The sequence below is a fragment of the Enterobacter hormaechei subsp. hoffmannii genome, assembly GCF_001729745.1.
Lineage (GTDB): Bacteria > Pseudomonadota > Gammaproteobacteria > Enterobacterales > Enterobacteriaceae > Enterobacter > Enterobacter intestinihominis.
Window position 1 is genome coordinate 542,718 of the sequence record NZ_CP017186.1, and the last position, 22,352, is coordinate 565,069.

Annotated in this window: 22 protein-coding genes and 1 pseudogene; 12 read left to right on the forward strand and 11 right to left on the reverse strand. The window is 53.2% G+C overall.

Annotated features, from left to right (window positions below; translation table 11 throughout):
* Window positions 1–34 precede the first annotated feature (34 nt).
* Window positions 35–3,322, forward strand: a complete 3,288-nt coding sequence (locus tag BFV65_RS02560; protein ID WP_201788119.1) for a sacsin N-terminal ATP-binding-like domain-containing protein — start codon at window positions 35–37, stop codon at window positions 3,320–3,322.
* 503 nt (window positions 3,323–3,825) lie between these two features.
* Entirely contained in the window at window positions 3,826–4,434 is a 609-nt protein-coding gene (locus BFV65_RS02565; RefSeq protein WP_069596195.1) for a sce7726 family protein, read from the forward strand.
* On the opposite strand, the gene BFV65_RS02570 is transcribed toward BFV65_RS02565, so the two are convergent.
* The 5 genes and pseudogenes from BFV65_RS02570 to BFV65_RS02585 form a co-directional block, all read right to left on the reverse strand.
* Window positions 4,426–5,460 carry a beta family protein gene (locus BFV65_RS02570; protein ID WP_069596196.1) on the reverse strand — a complete coding sequence of 345 codons (1,035 nt, stop codon included), beginning with the start codon at window positions 5,458–5,460 and terminating at the stop codon, window positions 4,426–4,428. The genes BFV65_RS02565 and BFV65_RS02570 overlap by 9 nt on opposite strands.
* Window positions 5,457–5,999, reverse strand: coding sequence for an ImmA/IrrE family metallo-endopeptidase (locus tag BFV65_RS02575; RefSeq protein ID WP_069596197.1), 543 nt, complete (start codon window positions 5,997–5,999; stop codon window positions 5,457–5,459). The genes BFV65_RS02570 and BFV65_RS02575 overlap by 4 nt, the downstream gene beginning before the upstream one ends.
* A gap of 10 nt (window positions 6,000–6,009) precedes the next feature.
* Window positions 6,010–6,723: a hydrolase gene (locus BFV65_RS02580; protein ID WP_069596198.1), complete on the reverse strand. Its 714-nt coding sequence runs from the start codon at window positions 6,721–6,723 to the stop codon at window positions 6,010–6,012.
* A gap of 554 nt (window positions 6,724–7,277) precedes the next feature.
* Window positions 7,278–7,520, reverse strand: a pseudogene (locus BFV65_RS23525) (IS3 family transposase); the annotation flags it as partial.
* Between the two features lie 197 nt (window positions 7,521–7,717).
* Window positions 7,718–8,590 carry a phosphorothioated DNA-binding restriction endonuclease gene (locus BFV65_RS02585; protein ID WP_069596199.1) on the reverse strand — a complete coding sequence of 291 codons (873 nt, stop codon included), beginning with the start codon at window positions 8,588–8,590 and terminating at the stop codon, window positions 7,718–7,720.
* Window positions 8,591–8,889: 299 nt separating this feature from the next.
* On the opposite strand from BFV65_RS02585, the gene BFV65_RS22800 reads away from it, so the two are divergent.
* The 3 genes from BFV65_RS22800 (at window position 8,890) to BFV65_RS02600 (ending at window position 10,293) form a co-directional block, all read left to right on the forward strand.
* Window positions 8,890–9,357: a SymE family type I addiction module toxin gene (locus BFV65_RS22800; protein ID WP_081330538.1), complete on the forward strand. Its 468-nt coding sequence runs from the start codon at window positions 8,890–8,892 to the stop codon at window positions 9,355–9,357.
* 167 nt (window positions 9,358–9,524) lie between these two features.
* Complete coding sequence (locus BFV65_RS02595; protein WP_069596200.1) at window positions 9,525–10,055, forward strand: DUF2778 domain-containing protein; 531 nt, start codon at window positions 9,525–9,527, stop codon at window positions 10,053–10,055.
* The gene (locus BFV65_RS02600) at window positions 10,030–10,293 is read left to right on the forward strand and encodes a hypothetical protein (RefSeq protein WP_069596201.1); all 264 of its coding nucleotides are present in this window, start codon (window positions 10,030–10,032) and stop codon (window positions 10,291–10,293) included. The genes BFV65_RS02595 and BFV65_RS02600 overlap by 26 nt, the downstream gene beginning before the upstream one ends.
* A gap of 86 nt (window positions 10,294–10,379) precedes the next feature.
* Here BFV65_RS02600 and trpS read toward each other — a convergent pair whose 3' ends face one another.
* Window positions 10,380–11,381: a tryptophan--tRNA ligase gene (gene trpS, locus BFV65_RS02605; protein ID WP_069596202.1), complete on the reverse strand. Its 1,002-nt coding sequence runs from the start codon at window positions 11,379–11,381 to the stop codon at window positions 10,380–10,382.
* A 199-nt stretch (window positions 11,382–11,580) separates the two neighbouring features.
* Between trpS and fosA the strand changes: the two genes are divergently transcribed.
* Window positions 11,581–12,006 (forward strand): FosA/FosA2 family fosfomycin resistance glutathione transferase, encoded by a 426-nt coding sequence (gene fosA / locus BFV65_RS02610; protein WP_032625316.1) that lies wholly within the window; start codon window positions 11,581–11,583, stop codon window positions 12,004–12,006.
* Here the strand turns inward: fosA and BFV65_RS02615 are convergent.
* Window positions 11,992–12,999, reverse strand: a complete 1,008-nt coding sequence (locus BFV65_RS02615) for a LacI family DNA-binding transcriptional regulator (RefSeq protein ID WP_069596203.1) — start codon at window positions 12,997–12,999, stop codon at window positions 11,992–11,994. The genes fosA and BFV65_RS02615 overlap by 15 nt on opposite strands.
* A gap of 185 nt (window positions 13,000–13,184) precedes the next feature.
* Between BFV65_RS02615 and BFV65_RS02620 the strand changes: the two genes are divergently transcribed.
* The gene (locus BFV65_RS02620; protein WP_069596204.1) at window positions 13,185–14,273 is read left to right on the forward strand and encodes a cellulase family glycosylhydrolase; all 1,089 of its coding nucleotides are present in this window, start codon (window positions 13,185–13,187) and stop codon (window positions 14,271–14,273) included.
* Between the two features lie 45 nt (window positions 14,274–14,318).
* Window positions 14,319–15,713 carry an MFS transporter gene (locus BFV65_RS02625; protein WP_063152448.1) on the forward strand — a complete coding sequence of 465 codons (1,395 nt, stop codon included), beginning with the start codon at window positions 14,319–14,321 and terminating at the stop codon, window positions 15,711–15,713.
* A gap of 39 nt (window positions 15,714–15,752) precedes the next feature.
* On the opposite strand, the gene BFV65_RS02630 is transcribed toward BFV65_RS02625, so the two are convergent.
* The 4 genes from BFV65_RS02630 to BFV65_RS02645 are packed head-to-tail and all read right to left on the reverse strand — an operon-like array spanning window position 15,753 to window position 20,499.
* The gene (locus BFV65_RS02630; RefSeq protein ID WP_069596205.1) at window positions 15,753–16,574 is read right to left on the reverse strand and encodes an alpha/beta fold hydrolase; all 822 of its coding nucleotides are present in this window, start codon (window positions 16,572–16,574) and stop codon (window positions 15,753–15,755) included.
* 30 nt (window positions 16,575–16,604) lie between these two features.
* Window positions 16,605–18,224 carry an MFS transporter gene (locus tag BFV65_RS02635; RefSeq protein WP_058647026.1) on the reverse strand — a complete coding sequence of 540 codons (1,620 nt, stop codon included), beginning with the start codon at window positions 18,222–18,224 and terminating at the stop codon, window positions 16,605–16,607.
* Complete coding sequence (locus BFV65_RS02640) at window positions 18,221–18,628, reverse strand: DoxX family protein (protein ID WP_069596206.1); 408 nt, start codon at window positions 18,626–18,628, stop codon at window positions 18,221–18,223. The genes BFV65_RS02635 and BFV65_RS02640 overlap by 4 nt, the downstream gene beginning before the upstream one ends.
* Window positions 18,628–20,499 (reverse strand): amidohydrolase, encoded by a 1,872-nt coding sequence (locus BFV65_RS02645; RefSeq protein WP_069596207.1) that lies wholly within the window; start codon window positions 20,497–20,499, stop codon window positions 18,628–18,630. The genes BFV65_RS02640 and BFV65_RS02645 overlap by 1 nt, the downstream gene beginning before the upstream one ends.
* 220 nt (window positions 20,500–20,719) lie before the next feature.
* On the opposite strand from BFV65_RS02645, the gene BFV65_RS02650 reads away from it, so the two are divergent.
* The 4 genes from BFV65_RS02650 to BFV65_RS02665 all read left to right on the forward strand — a co-directional run bounded on the left by BFV65_RS02650 (window position 20,720) and on the right by BFV65_RS02665 (window position 22,350).
* A complete protein-coding gene (locus BFV65_RS02650; RefSeq protein WP_022646922.1) occupies window positions 20,720–21,406 on the forward strand; it encodes a hydrolase in 687 nt (228 codons plus the stop codon).
* Between the two features lie 61 nt (window positions 21,407–21,467).
* Complete coding sequence (locus BFV65_RS02655; RefSeq protein ID WP_022646923.1) at window positions 21,468–21,689, forward strand: DUF1427 family protein; 222 nt, start codon at window positions 21,468–21,470, stop codon at window positions 21,687–21,689.
* On the forward strand, window positions 21,686–21,946 hold the full coding sequence (locus BFV65_RS02660) for a XapX domain-containing protein (protein WP_006810276.1): 261 nt from the start codon (window positions 21,686–21,688) through the stop codon (window positions 21,944–21,946). Before BFV65_RS02655 ends, BFV65_RS02660 begins: the two co-directional genes overlap by 4 nt.
* A 23-nt stretch (window positions 21,947–21,969) precedes the next feature.
* A complete protein-coding gene (locus BFV65_RS02665) occupies window positions 21,970–22,350 on the forward strand; it encodes a response regulator transcription factor (protein ID WP_006810275.1) in 381 nt (126 codons plus the stop codon).
* Window positions 22,351–22,352: the final 2 nt, after the last annotated feature.

The following is a 22,352-nucleotide window of genomic DNA, read 5'->3' on the forward strand; positions in this document are numbered from 1 at the left end:
AGAACTTTATATGAAGTCGCATTCAGGGGGAGTTGTGGCATCGAACTACATTGCAATTTGTGAAGAAAATCGGGAGAGCTACGGCACAAAAGGCGCACAGAAATCCGGGAAACTGGCCGCAGAACTGTACGATGATCGGACGCACTTCATATTTGAATTGTTGCAGAATGCAGAGGATGCCCTTGGTAGGAGGGTTGGCTGGCTGGGAGCACGTAATGTTCAATTTGTCCTAAACCAAACTCAACTGAGGTTCTCGCATTTCGGCAAGCCGTTCGACGAAGCAGACGTTCGAAGCGTCTGCGAAATCGCTGAAAGTACCAAAAATGGATCTTCAATTGGCCGCTTCGGCCTTGGTTTCAAATCCGTTTACACCGTCACAGATTTTCCGGAAATTCACTCTGGCGATGAGGACTTCGCCATTGAAAACTATGTCTTTCCCAAACACTCGGATCGCTTGGCGCGAAAAGTGGACGAAACTCAGATAATTCTCCCACTTAGACCAGAAGACACGAGCATAGCGCAGGATATTACAAGAAGCTTTCGGCAGCTGGGGCCTAGTGCACTTCTATTTCTGCGCAACATAAATGAAATTAACTGGAGTGTCGAGGGTGGCGCGTCTGGATTCTATCAGCGTACCACCTCTGCACCGCTCGGACATAATGTTCAGCACATAACGGTGAGCGGCAATGAGGATGGTCTGCCAGAAGTCGAACAGAACTGGCTAGTTTTCCACCGCGACGTGTTTTCTGCCAAGCAGCGGAAAATAGTACAGGTGGAAATCGCTTTCTTGCTGGTTGCAGACAAGGGGGCTACTAGTCACTGGGCTATACAGCCTCTGGCTAAGTCACCGCTGGTTGTGTTTTTCCCGACAGTGGTTGAGAGTCATCTTGGCTTTCTCGTGCAGGGGCCATATCGCACAACCCCTAGCCGTGACAACATTCCGCTTGGCGAGCCATGGAACCAGCACCTGGTAAAGGAGACATCCTGTCTGTTAGTGGAAGCGATGCGCTGGCTACGCGACAACTCAATGTTGGATGTATCGGCGCTGCGCTGCATGCCGCTTGATCGTGACAAGTTCCCGAAAGATTCGCGGTTCGCGCCCATGTTTGATATCGTTCGGCAAGCATTTGAGGAGCATGAGTTGCTTCCGACATTCGACGGCAGGCATATCGCAGCACATCAGGCCAAGCTGGCGCGCACTCAAGAGTTGCGCCAGTTGTTCAGTCCGGAGCAACTGGCGTTGCTGTGCGGTTCGGAAAACGCTGCTTGGTTATCTGGCGATATCACTCAGGACAAGGCACCTGAAATTCGCCAGTACCTGATGCGCGAGCTCAATATCGACGAGATCACGCCGATAAAGCTGGTGCCGAGCCTTGACAAGTCATTCCTCGAAGTTCAGCCAGAAGACTGGATATTACGGCTTTACGAATTCCTGAGCAGACAGGAAAATGCCCTACGCCGTCACCTCGATACGATTCCACTCATCCGTCTTGACGACGGTACTCACGTAGTCGCTCGCGTGAACGGCAAAGCTCAGGCCTTCCTTCCCAGTGCCATTGCCACCAGCTTCCCTACAATGTGCCGCGCGGTTTGCGCAACAGACGAGGTGCGGCTGTTTCTGAATTCGCTAGGTATCAACGAACCCGAACCAGTGGATGACGTCATTTGGAATATTCTACCGAAGTATCAACAGCAAGAGTTAGTAGATATAGACGACGATACCTATGCGGTTGACATTGAACGCATCTGCAAGGCCTTCAGCACCGACTCAGCAGCACAGAAGGATAAGCTACGATCAGAGCTTCGCACTACCAAGTTTGTGTCGGTGGTCAACACCGGTAATGGCAAATCTTACCGCGCTAAGCCAGGAGAGGTCTACATAGCTACCGACCGTCTGAAACAGCTCTATTCAGGCGTAAACGGCATTTTCATTGTTGATGACAGATACTCTTGCCTTCGTGGCGAAAGCATACGTGATGTGCTGGAATCTTGCGGCGCATTGCGCTACCCGCGTCCAATTGAATCCCCACACGAGTTGACGCAGGATGAGAAATTAGAGTTGCGTAGACAGACAGGCTACGAAACAACGTCGGGAGCTAACGACCATATCACCGATTGGACACTTGAGGGGTTCGACCACCTAGTTGAACTATTATCCAAACTCACAATTGATCAGCGTGTTTATCGTGCACGCCTACTTTGGGAAAGTCTAATTGACCTCGAAGAGCGTCGTGGGCGTGGTGTATTTGACGGCTTATATACTTGGTCACACTACGGCGAGCGCAGAACTCCACCTTTCCCTACAGCCTTCATACGCCGTTTGAATAAAGCTGAGTGGGTACCAGATGCTGATGGTAATCTAGTTCAACCTCACCTTGTGGTGTTCGACTCCCTCGGATGGAAAAACAACCCTTTCCTGTTAACTAAAATCGCTTTCAAGCCGCCAATCTTAGATCAGCTTGCTAGAGAGGCTGGCATCGACCCCGCGATTCTTGACCTGCTGCGAAGAGACCCCACTATCGTTGCTGAATTGGCATCCCGATTGAGCGATAATCCAATCCAAGAGTGCGAGTCACCGATAGTTGAGGTGCTTTTTACTGGTGACGTATACGGCGATGCAATGGATCTATATGGCGATAACATGCCGCATATTCCCCCCGGAACCCCCGACCCAGACAGCTACGACATTGTTAATACTGGTACTGGACGTAGTGGCCGAGGCAGTGCTAGCTCTGGGTCTTCTCACGATGGCGCTCTAGGTTCTGGTGGTGTGTACGGCGGCTCCGGTGGTCATAATAGTTCTGGTTACAAAGGCAGTCAAAAAGGTGGCAGGCAGAGAATGCCCGGTAACGCTGGGGGGCGGCCATTTATTTCCTATGTTGGAACTCATCCCAACGATGACGACCTCGAGCCCGGCAACTTCGATCAGGCAGAACGTATGCAGATTGAGGCATGTGCAATCGACCTCATCATTGGTCTTGAACCAGCACTTCAACGTACGCCAGAAGGTAACCCAGGCTTTGACCTCTTCGAAGTCGATAGCAGCGGTGGGCAGATTCGATGGGTTGAAGTAAAGTCAATGACAGGTAGTCTAGAAGATCACCCTATGGGCCTTTCACATACACAATTTAACTATGCACGCGAGAAGGGGGATGCGTATTGGCTTTATGTAGTCGAGTATACGACCGATCCGACAAAGGCTCGGTTGCTCAAAATCCAGAACCCCGTATCTCGAGCTCGAACTTTTACTTTCGATCATGGTTGGCGCGAGATAGCAAGCATCGAAGTGTTGCATGATTGTTCACCGGATAGGTTTTTTTGACATCTAATTAGTTTTTATCTTGCGTAAAGAAGGAATGGTCCGGATTTGATTTTAAGCAGGCCATTTGGGTGAGTCCCGAAGATAGAATGAAATGAGTCGTTCTAACGTTGTACCATTATCCAGGCAGGAATGAGCTATTTTGAAGAACTCAGAAACATGACAAATGATTATTTGAACGTTTTTTCTTGAGATTTAAGAAGGGTGAAGTCGAACTATGATATGTAATCAAATGTATTACTTCGCGTCTTGATGCGCGGTTAAACAAACTGGGCATGGCTGCCGCTCCATAATGAGAACCATATCTCTTTGATATTGATGGAGTAAATCAGGTTGGATCGAGTATCAGCATTGCAAATGCGATATCTTTATAAGCCGAGCTCCTTGAAGATCGCCTGTGCTAGGTTGGTTTTTTTGGTGAGAACAGGATTGTCTATCATGATAAAATACTGTACAAATAACCATAGGAATAGATGACGTACATTGATAATGTATGGTAAAAAATCATGAAAGAAATTGAGATAAAGAAAATACTTATTGAATCACTCATTACAGATAAAGGAAATATTCTAAGCTCTGAATTTCGTTTCAACTTTGGAACACGAAGAGCAGATGTAATTTGCATGACGAAAGATGAACTTATCGCTTTTGAAATAAAGGGTGCAGGTGATAATACCAGTCGATTGGAAGAACAAATTGATAGTTATAGGAAGTATTTTGATTTGTGTTATATCGTGTGTGAAAAATGTAACTTACAAAATATTAGGAAAAAAATTCCTAATAATATTGGCATTTTGGTTATTAATGACGAAAGTATAATTCAAATTAGAAAAGCAAAGGATATCAAAAAACATGATAAAATTACGCTAGCAAGTACAATTGACATACGTACCTTACGAAAGATGGTATCTAATAAAAAGATAAAGTCAAAACATGAGCTATGTGAGTTATTTTCTGCGCAAAGGAAATTGAAAGAAGTGAGGGAAATCTCAAGAGGTGACTTGTTTATGAGAATAAATAACCCTTACAAGATATTTTTGAGTGAGTTAGGGAGTAAAGTTCATTCAGATGACATTCTCACTTTAACAAGAATGTCATCCTTGGAATTAATCTGATAATCTAAGCCTTGTTCTCGACGACATGTAATAATTCATTCTCACAGCGATCCAAAATGAAGGGCTTATTCCAGATGGTTCTCCTTTAGCAGCCAAATTAATCTCCCTATCGGCCCAAACGCCTAATGGTACGTATCTTTCGTCGGAGATCATTTTTTCAGCACAAAGAACATAGCTTCCAGCATTTCGGCGAAATCGTTTATAAATAAATTGTTTTTCCAGAGAAATATCAATTCGTGGAACAAAGGTTCCGCCTTTAATTTCTACTTGTTGAATGTTTATTGAGCCATAATCACCATATTTTATAGCATGTTCCTCAGAAACGCTCCAATATATTTCCTCTTCAACAATTGTGAATTCCCCTAGGTCATCTTTACCTAAGGAGGCAGGGCTTAAAGGAAAAGAAGTACACACAATAACTATATCTTCAATTTTATCATTGAATTCCTCAAGTTCTGAGCATGCGAAATTAAACCCATCAACAATATTCTCGGTTTCCCCTCTAATGATTTGTTCACCATCTAAAATAACGAAAAGTTTGCACTTCTCTGCAAGGTTACTAATAATTGGATCTATGTATTTTTTATAATCATCAAGATTATATGGCAATCTGACTGCTAAATAATCCTTAATGGCAGACATTTCTTTTACAAAACCAGAGACCTCAGTGAAATCATCTTCATCGTACAAGTGTATCATTGGGATGATATTCATATCGCTGTAAATATTTATAAAGTATTGCCATTCATAGAATGAATTGCTCTCATCGAGTAATTGTTCAAGCTGATAATTAAGGTATTTTTCATTAGAAGTAACATCTAATATGAACGGTCTTGCGCCATGGATTTCTTTCAGAGTCGTCATTTTTCTATGGATATCACCATCCGGAGCAATTTTAGTCCTCCTTGATTTTGTTAATTCATATATTGGTAAAATATGATCAAAATCCTCTTTGTTGAGCTTAGAAACAGCTTTCAGTTCCGCATCCCGAGTTTTAAGTAAAGGGAAATAACAATACTGGTTCATAAATTATGCCCTTCATAACCAAGCTGCTTGGCTCTAATACGAACCGCCATTGTTGAAACTTGGAAATGCTTAGCCAAATCATCCACCTGTTTGGAGGTATTCTCAATGTAATGTATAAAGGCTGTCTTTGGCATAAGTAATTCTGCAGCAAATTTATTAGCTTCATGCTCCATTGGGTTACTTTCTTCATTTCTAAAGAAAGTTGTATCCATGAAGTTTTCTTTTATCAAAGTGTGCTTTATATAATGTCCCAACTCATGTGCGATCGTAAATCGTTGACGATGAGGGTGTTGCAGTGAGTTAATTGTCATCACCCACTTACCGGCTTTGTCTTTTTTCAGACACCCGGATTCCTCACCAGCCATTGGTTCCATTCTCATTACAATACCCAACTTCTGAGTTAATCCACTGACATCTAGAGGTTCAATGGAAATACCATTATTGCTTGCGTAGGATAAAAGCTCATCTGGTGTATTTGCAATGATAGGTTCACCATTAATAACTTTACTATCAATGTTTTTCCTTTTCATAAAAGCCATTTAAATACCCCTAGCGCAGTGTTAAAGATGACCCATCATTTTCTGATGTATCTTGCTGAGAAATAATAGATGCTAAAAGTGAGATATGTCTTTTTATCTCACTATATTCTGTCTCTAACCGGTCAATTTTTTCATTTTTGTTTTTTATATCTTCAATCTCTCCAGTTAGAGCACTTATGAACTCTATTTGTGAAGTTAAATCAAGCTGTAACGCACCGATTTTTTGGGTAACTGTTAGTTCTACTTTACTGTTCGTTATCTCTTTTACTTCACGATCAAAAGATTTACTATCAATGTAGTTTTTAACTTCTAGTATTGCTTCTTCTCTTGCCTTTGCATTTGAGGACTGTTTTATCATAAAGAAAGCAAAACCGCCTAGGATAGCATTCAATGCAATCAGAACAGTAATGATAGTTTGATAAAAGGTTCCCTGAAATGACCATAAATCATCAAGGCTAAGTAATGTTCCATTTGAAACAAGTTCACCAATTTTTTGCAATGTAACGCTGTCCATTTGGGCATGGGGATGTTGCAAAAAATATTCATTCTGAATACCAAGATAAGAGGAAAATCCAGCACTAAGAGATGTTTGGAAAAGCAGTATCCAAATTGCTATTGTTGCCACTGATGAAAATAAAATTGAAAAAAAAGTTACCCAATTACTGTGGTAACAGATTTTCTTGCGGCCAGTTGAGCTATTTTCACTAGGATGTGTATGTGGCACAACATTATGCTCCTGTTTTTTGTGATAAAAATCACAATTTTCATCAATTTTTTATCGTCACCAAAAAAACACTATGCAGACGATGGCTTATGAATATTTTTAACATTTTTCCATAGTAATGGAAATGAAAATCATCAATATATCCTTCACAAACAGTGATTCTCCGCACTTAAAGTGTTATTAGAATTGCAGCGTTATTTCTATCGATGTTGACAGACTGTAAAGCCACTAACTGACTTCGTTGATGCGTCCCGGATGTAGTGTACCGCTTAGTGCCTGCATCTAGGTGTAAGCTGTTGGTGAAATGTCTGTTAATCATTATTTTTTAAGATCTTTTCTTGTCAATCCATTATGCCTGTTGTCGTAATGGTTTTTATGTAGTAAGAACTTAAGCCGCCATCTACTCAGAGCTTTAGTCTCTTAATTTAATGATGCCCGATGTTGACAGTATTCCTTTGGGAAGTGATATTCTAACGCGCTTGGCATGTGGTTTTCATTTTGATGCCTGAACGTTGCTACAAGGTCGACCGTGCGCGCAGCCTTGGTCTACGGACCTCCCTTTTGCAGCAGTCCAACGCGACGTGGCTCGCAGTTTTTTGACCGTTGTCGCAGCCGAACTCGAAGCCCTCCTAACACCAGCGCATATAGCTTTCTACTACCTCGATTTTACCCTTATGCTCACGCTTCAGCCGCTCATATTTATCATGCAGTAACATCAGATTATGTTCGTCCGTAAGCCGCCCGGCCTTTCCGGCGGTAGTCCCTTCCTTTGCGCGACGTTGATTGTGCATGATGCCCTACATACCTTGATATCTTGGGAATTTGAAATTACGGTTTACCGCGATCTGGCCTAAGGCCGAACTCCCTCCCCAACGGTTCATAACATTAGGAAGAACTAACTTCTCCCCCTCGGTTATAAATATTCAAAAGTAAGGGGATTTCAATCTCTTTATAACTTGGGAATGCCATGTTTATCACCATCAAAATGAATAAGTTACTTTCTGAAAATTTCGCGTATATGCCACTCTATGTAATTAGCCTGCGGATAATTTTCTTTCTGTAGTGGGAGGTGAATTTGCGCTCCTGCAAAGTCCCAAAAAAATCTGGATACAACGCTGTTGCCATTTACAGCGGAAGATATTTGAACGCGCATGTTTTCATCCACTCCAAGCGAGCCTTTATCAAATGCTTTATGATGGATTGAGCAGAGAGCTAGGCCATTCGCGATCTCACATGGTCCTCCATGTTGCTTCCACTTAATATGAGCGGCTTCAAGTGCGACAGAGGTATTATCATGTCGCATATTGAAACCGCAAACGGCGCACTGATAGTTATAGGCTCGCAATACCTGCTGTCGAAATAAGGGATCGCGCTGTTTGCGAATTTGCAGGAGATCGAATCCCAACTCGTCGGCGAGTTCTTCCTGGATGCTTTCGGTAAAGTGCGCTTCGAGGATTTGCTGAGCTATAGAGTTAACCAGGTTCTTACTGTTGCTCAAACGAGTGTAATGCTGTTCGTCAAAACCGCCTGCAACATGATGTTCAACCAGCTCTCCTGCATGAGGTTGTTTGCTGGTACCTGATGTGGAACAGCGCTCCGCATTACGTAGTTCCCAAAAGCCATCACCTTGTAAACGCCAGAACGGCATATCAGGACGGTGCTGTGCACGCTGTGGTCCAAAACGTTCCAGCAGGCTGTGCAGCTGATCGCGCACTTCCGTACCGTAATCAAACAATCGCGCATGCCCCTGCTGATAGTTCGCCAGCACGTACAGAAGCAATAAAGGCTTATGCGGCGCACGCTGTTCGCCTTTGCGCCAGATGGTGATGTCGGCAATTGCCTGTTCGAGAGTTTTGCTGGAAGCCATCGCGTTACGGTAGAAGGTAAATAATTGCGATGATGCTCGCAAAACCCAGACCAATCAACCCGCAATCAACAAAACATGACCTTACCGCATCCAACCTTATTTCCTGAATCCCCCTCGCAAATTCCAAATTTCCTTTATACCAAACCGCTGTATTTATATTCAGCCCTGTATAATGAGCACCAGAAATTACGCCGAACGGCAAAGGAAGTATCAAAGAGAATTTAACGAGGAATTCGCGATACGAAGGTGCTGCAACACCCCCATACCGCTAACCACAAACAACTAATCAGGAGTTGAAAATGGCTGTAACGAATTTTAAGCCAGAGTTTACAGTTTGCAAAACAGAATCAGACGCTTTCACCGGCATGATTGAAAACCGCGAGCTGGTACGCAAAAAAAGCGCCCGCCGACTTCACGGCAACCAGCCCAACGCGGCACCCATTCATCCCCGCGCAGAAACGCCGCAAGACTGTGCAGCCTGTTGCGAACTCTATGCGCGCATAGACATGAAATACCTTCTTCTGGGCGGCGACTGGTTAAACCGTGCAGGCTTTATCAACGGTATGCCCGTGAAAATCCGCGCTATGAAAGACTGCATTGTGATTACGCCACAGCATACAAGAGAATTATGGGGATGCCTGGAAGGTATGAGCGTGGTGAATATAAATAAGCAGAAAGTCGCCCAGTGGTTAAAAACGTTTCCTGGGGCGTTGAATGATACGGGAGATATACCTATGGTGAAGCGCGGAAATGGTCTGGCAGAGTAAGAATAATATCTAAAATATCCCTACATTAATCATGTAAAAGGATAAGTTAATACGGGCTTGAATACGCATGCCCGTATTTTTCCTTTTTTAAATTAATTATCTGTCTCCGCTGGTGCACTCAATAAATCGGTTGTAACATTCTCCGCAAAGCGACAGGGAGGATTGCTATGCAGATTTGTAGGATGGATTACAAGGATGTCTCAGTCGATGGAAGAAGGCTGAAACTACACGTTTATGGCGTTGGTACATTTCCCGTTTTTTCAGGGATTGAACCTGTAACCAATATTGCTGAGTGCGCCTTTATCAGGAATGCTGCATTACCAGTGGGTACGTACTGGATCGTTGATGCACCGGAAGGCAGTATTGCTAATCGGGTTGAGCGGTTTGTAAAAGACTTCAAGAACGGGACCGATCATTCTGAATGGTTCGGCTTGTTTAATGCTTCGACCATGGCTGATAACGTATTTGTGAATGGTGTCGACAGAGGATCATTTCGACTTCATCCGTTGAGGCCGAATGGTGAGGGAGAGTCGTGGGGATGCATTACGTTCTATAATATCCCTGATTTTCAACTGGTCAGACAATCTTTGCTTGCACGTAAGAAGATTCGTGTTCCTGGTGGTAAAGGGTTGATGGCATATGGACGTATTGATGTGACAGGAAGGGCTGATTATGCTTCATGCAAAGTTAAAAAATAATATTCTTATTGGCCTGGTGTGCCTCATTGCTTCCTTCTTTATCGTCCTGTTCCCTCTGGGAGGCTTGCTCGATTACTTATCTCGAGCTAGCAATGATTTTTTAAATCGCACCGGTTTGGGGTTTGCTGATGGTGAAGCAGACCCCTCATTCCTGTGGGTGTTGGGTGGGATGATGGTCGTCGTTACCGCGCTAATGATGATCATCATTCGAAGAATATGCAACCTGAAGCAGGGATGAAATATTTCATAGCCGCTTTCTAAAACAATTAAGCGGCGTCATGCCAATCCCACACTCCGCCGCCCAACCTCAATCAACTCACCTCATCAAAACACCGGCACCCCCAGCCCAACCTTCACCTCCCTCAACGTCTCCTGCGTCACCCCCTGCGCCCGTTCCGTGCCGCGCTTCAGCATCGCCATCAGCTCCCCCTTATCCTGCATATACATCGCCCTCCGCTCCCGCATCGGCGCAATCAGCTCCTGCAGGCACGCCTCCAGTTCGTTCTTGCAAACCCGGTCACCCAGCCCGCCCGCCTGGTAATGCGCCTTCATCGCTGCCACCTTGTCCTTGTCCGGATGAAACGCGTCGAGGTACGTAAACACCACGTTCCCCTCAATCTGCCCCGGGTCGCTCACCTTCAGGTGGTTCGGGTCGGTGTACATGGCGCTCACCGCGCGATGAATGGTCTCTTCGCTGGCTGAAAGGTGCAGCGTGTTGCCCAGTGATTTCGACATCTTGGCGCTGCCGTCGATGCCGGGCAGGCGGCTGGTGTCGCTCAGCATCGCCTTGCAGTGGCGCAGCACCGGAGCAGGCAGCAGGCTGTTCATCTTGTGCACAATCTCGTTGGTCTGCTCAATCATCGGCAACTGGTCGTCGCCGACGGGCACGCACTCGGCCTTAAACGCGGTGATGTCCGCCGCCTGGCTGATGGGGTAGGCCATAAACCCGACCGGCAGCGAGCGGGCGAACCCTTTCTGCGCAATCTCGTTTTTCACCGTCGGGTTACGCTCCACGCGGGCGACGGTGACGATGTTCATATACAGCATCGTCAGCTCGGCGAGGGCGGGCAGGGCGGACTGCAGGCAGATCGTGGTCAGGTTCGGGTCGATGCCGGCGGCGAGGTAGTCGGCCAGCACTTCGGGGATGTTGTCGCGGATCTTCTGCGGGTTGCTGCCGTTGTCGGTCAGCCCCTGCAGGTCGGCAATCAGCACAAACTGGTTGTGCGTCTGCTGCAGCGCCACGCGCTGGCGCAGCGATCCGACGAAGTGGCCAAGGTGCAGCGGGCCGGTTGGGCGGTCGCCGGTGAGGATGGTTTGAGCGTTCATAAAGACTCCTTAATGTGCAATTGCCGAAAGGGGTCTTAGAAATGTGAAAGCCGCCTTTCGGCGGCTATCTGAAAATGGGGAAAACAACTCCGAGCCGCCTTTAGGAAGGCAGCCACCAGCGGTTTACGGTGAGCACGGCGTGGTTTATGTTCATGCTTTTACCGTATCACGTCCGGCGCGAAAAACAAAAGGGCACGTCATACTGCAATCTCTCAATCATCTGACCCTCGCGGTCAGCGACCTGCAAAAAAGCGTCACCTTCTGGCACGAGCTGCTGGGGCTTGCGCTGCACGCCCGCTGGAATACCGGGGCCTATCTCACCTGCGGCGATCTGTGGGTCTGCCTGTCGTACGACGAGGCGCGCCAGTATGTGCCGCCGCAGGAGAGCGACTACACCCACTACGCGTTTACCGTGGCGGAAGCGGATTTTGAACCGCTCTCGCAAAGGCTTGAGCAGGCGGGCGTCACCGTCTGGAAGCAGAACAAAAGCGAGGGGGCGTCGTTCTATTTCCTCGACCCGGACGGGCACAAGCTGGAGCTGCACGTGGGCAGCCTCGCCGCTCGGCTGGCGGCGTGTCGCGAGAAGCCCTATGCGGGCATGGTATTTACTTCAGACGGGGCTTGAGGCGCGCACCTTCAGCCTGCCCGCCAGCGTCACGTGCGTGGCGGCATCTTCCTGATTGCACAGGTACTCCACCGCCAGCCGTCCCAGCTCGCTGTAGGGCAGCTGGATACTGGTCAGCGGTGGGGTGAGCTGCTCGGAAATCTTCTGGTCGTCGTAGCCCGCCAGCAGCATGTCCTGCGGGATACGCACGCCGTTCACCGCCAGCGCCTGGTAGCAGCCAATCGCCAGCCAGTCGCTGGCACAGAAAATGGCGTCCGGGCGTTCGGTCAGTTCCAGCAGGGACGTGGTGGCGGTAAAGGACTCGCTGAACTGCCAGTTGGTCTGGCGCACCAGGCTCTCGTCACACGTTAAACCGGCCTGCTTCAATGCCGCCTGGTAGCCCGCCAGACGCTGGCGCGAGGCCTCCATCCAGCTCTCGCCGGTGATGTGGGCGATGCGCGTGGCGCCGCAGGCGATGAGGTGTTTAGTCACCTGGAAGGCATTGGCGTAGTCGTCCGGGATAAACGACGGCAGCAGCGGCGAGCCAGGGTCGCGCTGGTTGAGCAGCACCAGCGGGATGCGGGTACAGTCCTGAAATGGCGTCATATCGACGACGTTCGTGACCGGAGAGGCAAGGATAATCCCGATGCAGTTGCGCTTGTCCAGCTGGCGGATGATGTTCAGGGCCAGCTCCACGTCGTCGCCGTAGTCGTAGACGGTGAGCAGCGTCTCGTTGCGCCACGCCGCTTCCCGCGCCTGGCTGATGGCGTCGATAAACGGGTCGAAGCTCTGCAACGAGCTGACCAGCAGGGCGATCTCCTCCTGGTTGCGCGGAGCGTGAATGGCAGGAAGACGGTCGTAGCCGAGCTCGGTGGCCACGTTAATCACCCGCTGGCGGGTGTCGTCGCTGAGCTTGATGTTGCGGGACTGGTTAAGCACCAGCGATACCGTCGCCTGCGACACGCCCGCCGCCCGCGCAATATCGTTCATCGTCACTTTCGTTTTTCGCTTCATCCGTCCTCTCCCTTTCGCGAATTCGCATCATACCCTAACCGCACGCTTTAGCGCCGCCGATCACGTTTCTCATTCATCGAAGCGTGAACTTTGTGAGAGGCGTCGCTTTTCTTTGCATCGCGATTTGCGCATTTATCCCGCAGCTAATATTTATTAGCTAAACATTATCAGCAAGAGGATGCGTAATGAAAGAGCAGTGGAGTAAAGAACAGGCACAGGCGTGGTATCAGCAAAAAGGCTGGCTGTGCGGGTTCAACTATCTGCCGTCGACAGCGGTGAACTGGACCGATATCTGGCAGGAAGAGACCTTCGATCCCGCCACTATCGACCGCGAGCTGGGCTGGGCGGCGGACGCGGGCTATAACACCCTGCGCATCAACCTGCCGTTTATCGTATGGGAGCACGACCGCGACGGGCTGATGGCGCGCATCGACCGCTTTTTGACGATTGCCGACGACCAAGGGTTCAGCACCATGCTGACCCTGATGGACGACTGCGGTTTCTCCGGCGACGAGCCGTACCTCGGCCCGCAAAAGCCGCCCGTACCGGGCAAACACAACAGCCAGGCGGCGGCGAGCCCGGGGCGCGACAAGGTGTGCGATCGAGACTGCTGGCCACAGATTGAGCGCTATATCCGCGACGTTGTGCGCCAGTTCCGCGAGGATAAGCGCGTGTTGCTCTGGGATCTGTATAACGAGCCGGGCAACCGCGGCATTTTCGCGACAGGCACGGAAGAGGTGCTGTACGACGAGAAGCTGGAGACCTGCGCGCACGAGTTGATGAAGCTGGCGTTCCGCTGGGTGCGTGAGGAAGATCCGACCCAGCCGCTTACCGTCTGCGCCTGGCGTCTGCCGGCGGAAGAGGAGGGCGAGACGTTTTATCAGCACCCGCTGGACCAGACCGCGCTGGAACTGTCGGACGTGGTGAGCTATCACGCCTACACCAATACCGGGCGCATGACGGCGATTATCCAGCAACTTCAGGCGCTGGGCCGCCCAATCTTCTGCACCGAATGGCTGGCGCGTCACGTGGGCGGCACCATCGAAGAGCAGCTCCCGCTGATGTACATGGCAAAGGTCGCGCCGTATCAGTGGGGGCTGGTGCGCGGTAAAACCCAGACCTGGCTGCCGTGGCCGGTGGTGATGAAGGAGTCCACGGACTACTGCCGCCTGTGGTTCCACGACGTGTTCGAGGAGAACGGTATCCCGTTTTCACGCGCTGAAATCGCGCTGATGAAGAAGCTGCGCAATATCGCCCCGGATCCGCAGGGCTAATAATAACGACCCGGCGCGCTGTCGCCGGGCAACCAGGTACGCACTATGGCAATGACAATGAAAATACCGTCTCGCGAGTTATGGTCCTACTTTGGCTATGGTTTAGGTCAGTGTTTTAGCTTTGGTTTAGTGGGTTCGTTTATAAACTATTTTTACACCGACGTGCTGGGGATCTCGGCGCTGGCGGCAAGTACCATCTTCCTGATTGCCCGCGCGTGGGACGCGGTTCACGATCCGCTGTTTGCCAGCATTATGGACACCATTAACAGCCGGTTTGGCAAGTTTCGCCACTTTTTACTGATTGCGCCGCTGCTGATTACCGGCGTCACTCTGCTGGCGTTCTATAAAATCGAAGCGGACATGACCACCAAAATCCTCTACGCCGGGGTGACGTATATCCTGTGGGGGACGCTGTACGCCATCTCCGATATCCCGTTCTGGTCGATGTCGTCGGTGATGACCAACGACTCCGGCCAGCGCACCCGCGCGGTAACGGCGGCGATGCTCGGGGTGAACGCCGGGATTGCCTGCGCCAATATCTTTTTCCCGAAGCTGGCGGCGTTCTTTGCCCAGTACAGCAACGATAAAGGCTACTTTATGGCGGCGCTGGTGATGATGCTGGTGGGGCTGCCGCTGATGCTCAACGGCTTTATGCAGATCAAAGAGCGCGTCCCGCCCAGCCCGGAAAAGGTGACGATGCGCGACACCTTCCACAACCTGCGCCAGAACAAGCCGCTGTTTATCGTCCTGCTGTCGTTCTTTTTCTGCGTGTTCCATAACGTGGCGGGCGGACTCTATATCTACTTCTTTATCAACAACATGGGCGACGGCAGCCTGCAAATGGCAATTGGCGTGATGGGGATAGTGGCGGCGGTGCTGTGCCTGGTCGCCCCGCTGCTGACGCGCCGGATGCAGAAGCGGAAGCTGTTTATGATCCTCTGCGGGCTGGACGTGGCGGTGCGCGTGGTGATGTGGTTCACGGGCTATCAGCACACGGCGCTGCTGTTTATCCTGCTCGGCCTGAGCACGCTGTTCGTGATGATGACCAACATCCTCACCTCGTCGATGATTGCCGACACCATCGAGTACGCGGAGTACCACACTAACAAGCGCTGCGCAGCGATCACCTTCTCCGGGCAGACCTTTACCGGCAAGATGTCGGTGGCGGTGGGCGGCGGGTTAATCGGCGTGTTTCTGACGATGATCAATTATGTGCCGCAGGCGCAGTCACAGAGCGACAGCGTACTGTCGGGGCTGTTCTTTGGCATTTGTTTGTTACCGGCGATAGGCTCGCTGATCCGCATGGGCTTTATGTCGCGCTTTACCTTTACCGAAGAGAAGCATGCGGAGATTTGTCGGCTGCTGGCGGAGCGGAATGCGTCTGCGAAAGCGCCGGGTGGTGGCTGCGCCTTACCCGGCCTACAGGACCAGCCCTTGTAGGCCTGATAAGCGAAGCGCCATCAGGCTTCGCGTAATGACTTACAGCGACTTCACAAACGCCAGCAGATCTTCGTTCAGCTGATCCTGGTGGGTCAGCGCGAAGCCGTGCGGCGCGTTGTCGTACACCTTCAGCGTGGCGTTTTTGATCATCTCCGCCGCCAGCTTGCCGGTACTTTCAAACGGCACGATCTGGTCGTTGCTGCCGTGGATCACCAGCGTCGGCACGTCGATTTTCGCCATATCCGGACGGAAGTCGGTTTCGGCGAAGGCGGTCACGCAGTCGATGGTGCCCTTGAGGGACGCCAGCAGAGCGATGTTCAGCGTCTGCGTCAGGGCACCCGCGGAAACGGTCTGCCCGGCGTTGGTGCCGTAGAACGGGGTGGCGAAGTCGCTGATGAACTGGGCGCGATCTTTACGCAGTCCGTCTCGGATGCTGTCGAACACGCTCTGATCCACACCCTGCGGGAAGGCGTCAGATTTGCCGAAGATTGGAGTGACCGCGCCCAGCAGCGCCAGACCAGCCACGCGTTCGCTGCCGTAGTTGTTGATGTAGCGGGTCACGTCGCCGCCGCCCATGGAGAAGCCCACCAGCGTTACGTCGCGCAGATCCAGGGTAGTAATCAGGTCGTTAATGTCGGACGCAAAGGTGTCGTAGTCATAGCCGCTCCACGGCTGATCCGAACGCCCAAAGCCGCGACGGTCAAAGGCGATGGCGCGGAAGCCGCGCTCGGCCAGGTAGTTCAGCTGGCTGTCCCACATGTCGCCGTCCAACGGCCAGCCGTGGCTGAAGAGGATCGGTTTGCCCGCGCCGCAGTCTTTGTAGTAAATCTGCGTGCCGTCTTTTGCCTTAAACAGTGCCATAGTGTGTTCCTGTGCAGGTGATCGTTATGGTTATACCGGCGCGACCAGATAGCGAATTGCCGGTGATGTTGTGCCCTGATGAAAAGCCAGAACGCGGCTCTGCAACAGGAGGTCATTCATGGTGTGGCGCTCCTGCTGGCGCAGATGCTCGATCCAGGAACCCATCAGGAAGGTCTCGATAAACAGCCCTGGACGTTCGATATCCTCGTACACCGCCCAGCTCATCGCTCCGGCGCGGCGGCGCACCCGGCGTAGCTCGTGCACGGCCTGCAAAAACGCTTTCGCGTCCTGTGGGTCGATGATGTACTCGTGCGACACCAGCACCGGGCCGCGCTCGTTCGGGAGTTCAATCTCCACGCCGTCCAGCGGCTGCCCGCTCAGGTCGAGATTTAAATTCGGATCTTTCTCAAGCTTCCAGCGGAACGCCGTCGCGCTTGCCAGCACCATCCCCAGCGTGGCAACCACCAGCGAGGTCGGGGTGCCGAACTGCGAGGCGATCTGCCCCCAGACGGCGCTGCCTGCGGTCATCGAGCCGAAGAACACCGTCAGATACACAGCCAGCGCCCGGGCTTTTACCCAGCGGGCGGCGCTGCGCTGTGCGCCAAGGTTGAGGGTCGACAGCACCGCAATCCACGCGAAGCCGGTGAAAAACTCAAACAGGTTGAGCAGCCAGAAGTGGCGCACGAACGCCAGCGCCAGCATGGTGAGGGCAAACGTCAGGCTGGCGGCCACCATCAGCCGATCGGCATTCAGCCGCTGGCGCAGGCGCGGCAGCAGGATCGCCCCGGCAATCGCCCCCAGGCCGATACACGCCAGCATCACGCCGTAGCCCGCCGGGCCTAAGCCCAGCTCGCGGCGCGCCACCAGCGGCAGTAACGCCCAGCCCGCGCTGCCGAAAACGAAGAACGCCACGGTACGCACCAGCACGTTGCGCAGCACCGGGGCGGCGTGCACGTAGCGAATGCCGGACCGCACCGCCGAGAAGAAGTGCTCCGGCGGCAGCCGCTGCACGGAAGGCGCCGGACGCCAGCGCCACAGCACCCACGCCACGCCGACCACGGATAGCGCGTTAAGCGCAAACACCATCCACGGCCCGGCCAGCGACAGCAGGAAACCGCCCAGCGCCGGGCCAATCGCCCGGCTGATGTTGACCCCGAGCGAGTTAAGCGCCACGGCGGAACCCAGCTCGGGCTTGCTCACCAGGTCAGGCACAATCGCCTGAAACGGCGGCGAGCTCATGGCCGCGCCCACGCTCAGCAGAAACGTTGCCGCCAGCAGAACGGTGGGGGTGACGTGTCCGGTAAAAGAGAGCAGCGTCAGCCCGGCAGCGGCGATGAATACCCATAGCTGGGAGAAGAGCAGGTATTTTCGTCGGTCAACGATGTCCGCCATCACCCCGGACGGCAGGGCGAAGAGGAACATCGGCAGGCTGCTGGCCGCCTGCACCAGCGCGATATCCAGCGGATCGGCGCTGAGCGTCAGCATGCTCCAGTTGATACCGACGTCGCTCATCCATGAGCCGACGTTAGAGACCACCGTGGCGATCCACAGCATGCGGAACACCGGCTGGCTCAGCGGCTGCCAGGGCGAAGCCGCCGATGCGGGCGTCGTCTCGACGTGTGCGTCGCGAACGTCGTTAACCTGGGTCATGCGAACCTCTCCGTCGTCTTACGCTGCAGCCGCCACTGGCCCGGTCCGGTGAGGGCGAGGGTGGTGAAGATAATCAGCAGCAGCCAGCCAAACTGCCCTTCGGCAATCGACCAGTCCGGGTGCACCGCCAGCATCGCCACCAGCAGCACGGCGATAATCGGCAGGCACGCCAGGCGGGTGTAAATCCCTGCAATGATAAACAGCGGGCAGATGACCTCGGCGACGATCGCCGGGATCAGGCTCGCGTAAGGTCCGAAACCAAACGGATCTTCGATGCGCGTCAGCTCTTCGCTGAAGTGGAGCACCTTAGGCAGGCCGTGCACGTACAGCAGCAGCAGGCTGCCGGTCAGGCGCAGGAAGAACAGCCCCGGATCGATCCGGGATGAAGCGTCATTATGTTTCATCAGAATGCAAAGCAGCTGCAGCCCAGCGCCCCCCAGAAAGCGTTATCGTCGGACACTGGCATCTCTGACGTGCGGGCGAAATCATGCTGGTGGCTATGAACCCCGCACGGGCCGCTGCAGTGGTGGACGGCGCTCATGCCGACGCGTGCGGCCTGCGGCGGCGCGCTGCGGTAGTGGCCCGGCACTTTCACCACCGGGGACCACTCGGGCAGGACCGGAATGGCGGGCGGCGCGAGCGGGCCAAAGCTGCCAGCGGCGTAGACGATATCGCCGTTGACCACGGTGAGGACGGACTCGATGCCCTTGATCTCCTCTTCCGGCACGCGGAAGTAATCTTTGCTGAGCACCGCCAGATCCGCGAGCTGGCCCGTTTTGATCTGCCCCTTCTGGTTCTGCTCGCTGGAGAACCACGCGCTGCCCTGGGTCCAGAGCATCAGGGCGGTATCGCGATCCAGACGGGCGCTGTGATCGTACATCTGCATCCCGCCAACGGTGCGGCCGGAGACCAGCCAGTAGAGCGCGGTCCACGGGTTATAGCTCGCCACGCGGGTGGCGTCGGTGCCTAAGCCCACCGGCACGCCGGTCTCCAGCATTTTCGCCACCGGCGGCGTGTGGCGGGTGGCTTCGATGCCGTAACGCTCGGCGAAATATTCCCCCTGGAAGGCCATGCGGTGCTGCACGGCAATGCCGCCGCCCAGTTCTTTGATGCGGTCGATGTTGGCCTGTGACACGGTTTCGGCGTGGTCGAAGAACCAGTGCAGCCCGTTGAACGGAATGTCGCGGTTCACCTTCTCGAACACATCCAGCATGCGGCTGATGGATTCGTTATAGGTAGCGTGCAGGCGGAATGGCCAGCGGTGTTCGACCAGATGGCGCACCACGCGCTCCAGCTCGTCCTCCATGCCCGGCGCGAGATCCGGGCGCGGCTCGAGGAAGTCTTCAAAATCGGCGGCGGAGAAGACCAGCATCTCGCCCGCGCCGTTGTGGCGGAAGAAGTCGCTGCCCTGGCCCGGCGTGAGCATGTCGGTCCATTTTTCAAAGTCTTCCAGCTCGTGGCCCGGACGCTGGGTAAACAGGTTGTAGGCGATGCGGATGGTCATCTGCTTTTTCTCGTGCAGCTCGGCAATTACCTCGTAATCTTCCGGGTAGTTCTGGAAGCCGCCGCCCGCGTCGATGGCACTGGTCAGCCCCAGGCGGTTCAGCTCGCGCATGAACTGGCGCGTGGAGTTGACCTGCTGCTCCAGCGGCAGCTTCGGCCCTTTGGCGAGGGTTGAGTACAGGATCATGGCGTTCGGGCGGGCGATCAGCATCCCGGTCGGGTTGCCGTTGGCGTCGCGCTGGATCTCCCCGCCCGGCGGATTCGGCGTGTCCCTGGTGTAGCCGACCACCTTCAGCGCGGCGCGGTTGAGCAGGGCGCGGTCGTACAGGTGCAGGATAAACACCGGCGTATCCGGCGCGGCGTCGTTGATTTCATCCAGCGTCGGCATACGGCGCTCGGCAAACTGGAACTCGCTCCAGCCGCCCACCACGCGCACCCACTGGGGCGACGGCGTGCGCAGGGCCTGCTCTTTCAGCATGCGCAGGGCATCTGCCAGGGACGGTACGCCTTCCCAGCGCAGCTCGAGGTTGTAGTTCAGCCCGCCGCGGATCAGGTGCAGGTGCGAGTCGTTCAGGCCGGGGATGGCGGTGTGGCCTTTTACGTCGACCACCTTAGTGCCGTCGCAGTGGTGTTGCATCACCTCGGCGACGGTGCCCACTTCCAGGAATTTGCCGTCGCGCACGGCAACGGCTTCCGCGAGAGGGTTCTCGCGATCGACGGTGTGAAACTGGCCGTTAACCAGAATGAGATCGGCTTTACCGAGGGTAACCATAACTGCTCCTGACTGAGAGGGGAATGGTCAGGATTATGGGAACCGGTTTCGGGAAAGATCCAGTTATACAATAGGATAGGTATACCAAAGTATAACTATACCTAAGGTTAACTATACGAAGAGATAATTACGCGCCAGCGGCGTGGGTCATAGGATGAATGCGATTTTATCGGCGTGCTGTTCGCGGCGATTTTAACCTTTAACCTCACTGGATAATCTTATGACCACTACAAAGCTCGAAGTCTTAACCCCAGCCAACTGTCAGATCATCTTCATCGACCACCAGCCGCAGATGGCGTTTGGCGTGCAGTCTATTGACCGCCAGGTGCTGAAAAACAACACCGTGGCGCTGGCGAAAGCGGCAAAAGTGTTCAACATCCCGACCATCATCACCACCGTAGAGACCGAAAGCTTCTCCGGTAACACCTATCCTGAGCTGCTGGACGTGTTCCCGGGCCAGGACATTCTGGAGCGTACCTCCATGAACTCCTGGGACGACCAGAAGGTGCGTGACGCGCTGAAGGCTAACGGCAAGAAGAAGGTGGTTGTCGCGGGCCTGTGGACCGAAGTGTGCAACAACAGCTTTGCCCTGTGCGCGATGCTGGAAGGGGACTACGAAATTTATATGGTGGCGGACGCGTCCGGCGGCACCTCCAAAGAAGCCCACGACTTCGCGATGCAGCGCATGATCCAGGCGGGCGTGATCCCGGTGACCTGGCAGCAGGTGATGCTGGAGTGGCAGCGTGACTGGGCACATAAAGAGACCTATACCGCGGTGATGGATATCGTGCGCGAGCACTCCGGCGCCTACGGCATGGGCGTGGATTATGCCTACACCATGGTGCACAAAGCGCCGTCTCGCCAGAAGAGCGAGCACCGTACCTTAGCGCCGGTTCCGGCACGCTAAATCCCGGCGGCGGGCTGGTCCCTCATCCGGCTCGTCACTGCCTTTTTCTCTGGAGTTCACAATGAGTACAGGGTTGATATCCCTCGCGGCAGGCGTGCTGATTGGCCTGATGTATGCCGTGCTGAAGGTGCGTTCCCCCGCACCGCCCGCGCTGGCGCTGATTGGCCTGCTGGGTATGCTGGCAGGGGAACAGGCGATGCGTCATCTTTTATCCCGCGATAATCCCGCTGGCGTGCAGGTGACGGTTCCCCACGTTCAGCACCTGACCGGAGCGTCATCATGAAGGCCTGGATTATTTCGCTGGTGTGCGGGGTCGCGGCTGGGGTAATTTACGCCCTGCTCGACGTGCATTCCCCGGCGCCGCCGGTCGTCGCGCTGCTTGGCCTGTTCGGCATGCTGGTGGGTGAACAACTGATCCCCATCGGACGGCGTCTGGTGAGCCGCGAACCGCTGACCCTGGCCTGGTTTCGTCATGAATGCGTACCGAAAATCAGCGGTACCGCGCCCCCAGCGCCCGCGAAGGAAAGCCGCGACGCGTAACGAATTGTTTGAGGAAAGACAGCATGACGCTGCCGTGGCGCATTGCCATCATTGATGACGAACGCTCTGTTCGCAGCGGGCTCAGTAACCTGCTGCAATCGGAAGGGTATGCTACCGATACCTTCGATTCGGCAGAGGTGTTTTTGAGCCACCCTCTCGCCCTGTCCGGCGCGTCGCTGGTGATCACCGACATCAAGCTGCGCGGCATGAACGGGATCGAGCTGTTTGAGAAGCTGCGGTTGCTGGCCACGCCGCCGCCGCCAATACTGTTTATCTCCGGCCATGCGGATGAAAATATGCAGCGGTATGCACTCAGCCTGGGCGCCGCTGCATTTTTGCGTAAGCCGATTAACATCGATATTCTGCTGGATCATATTCAGCGGGAGCTGACCCGCCGACAATAAGG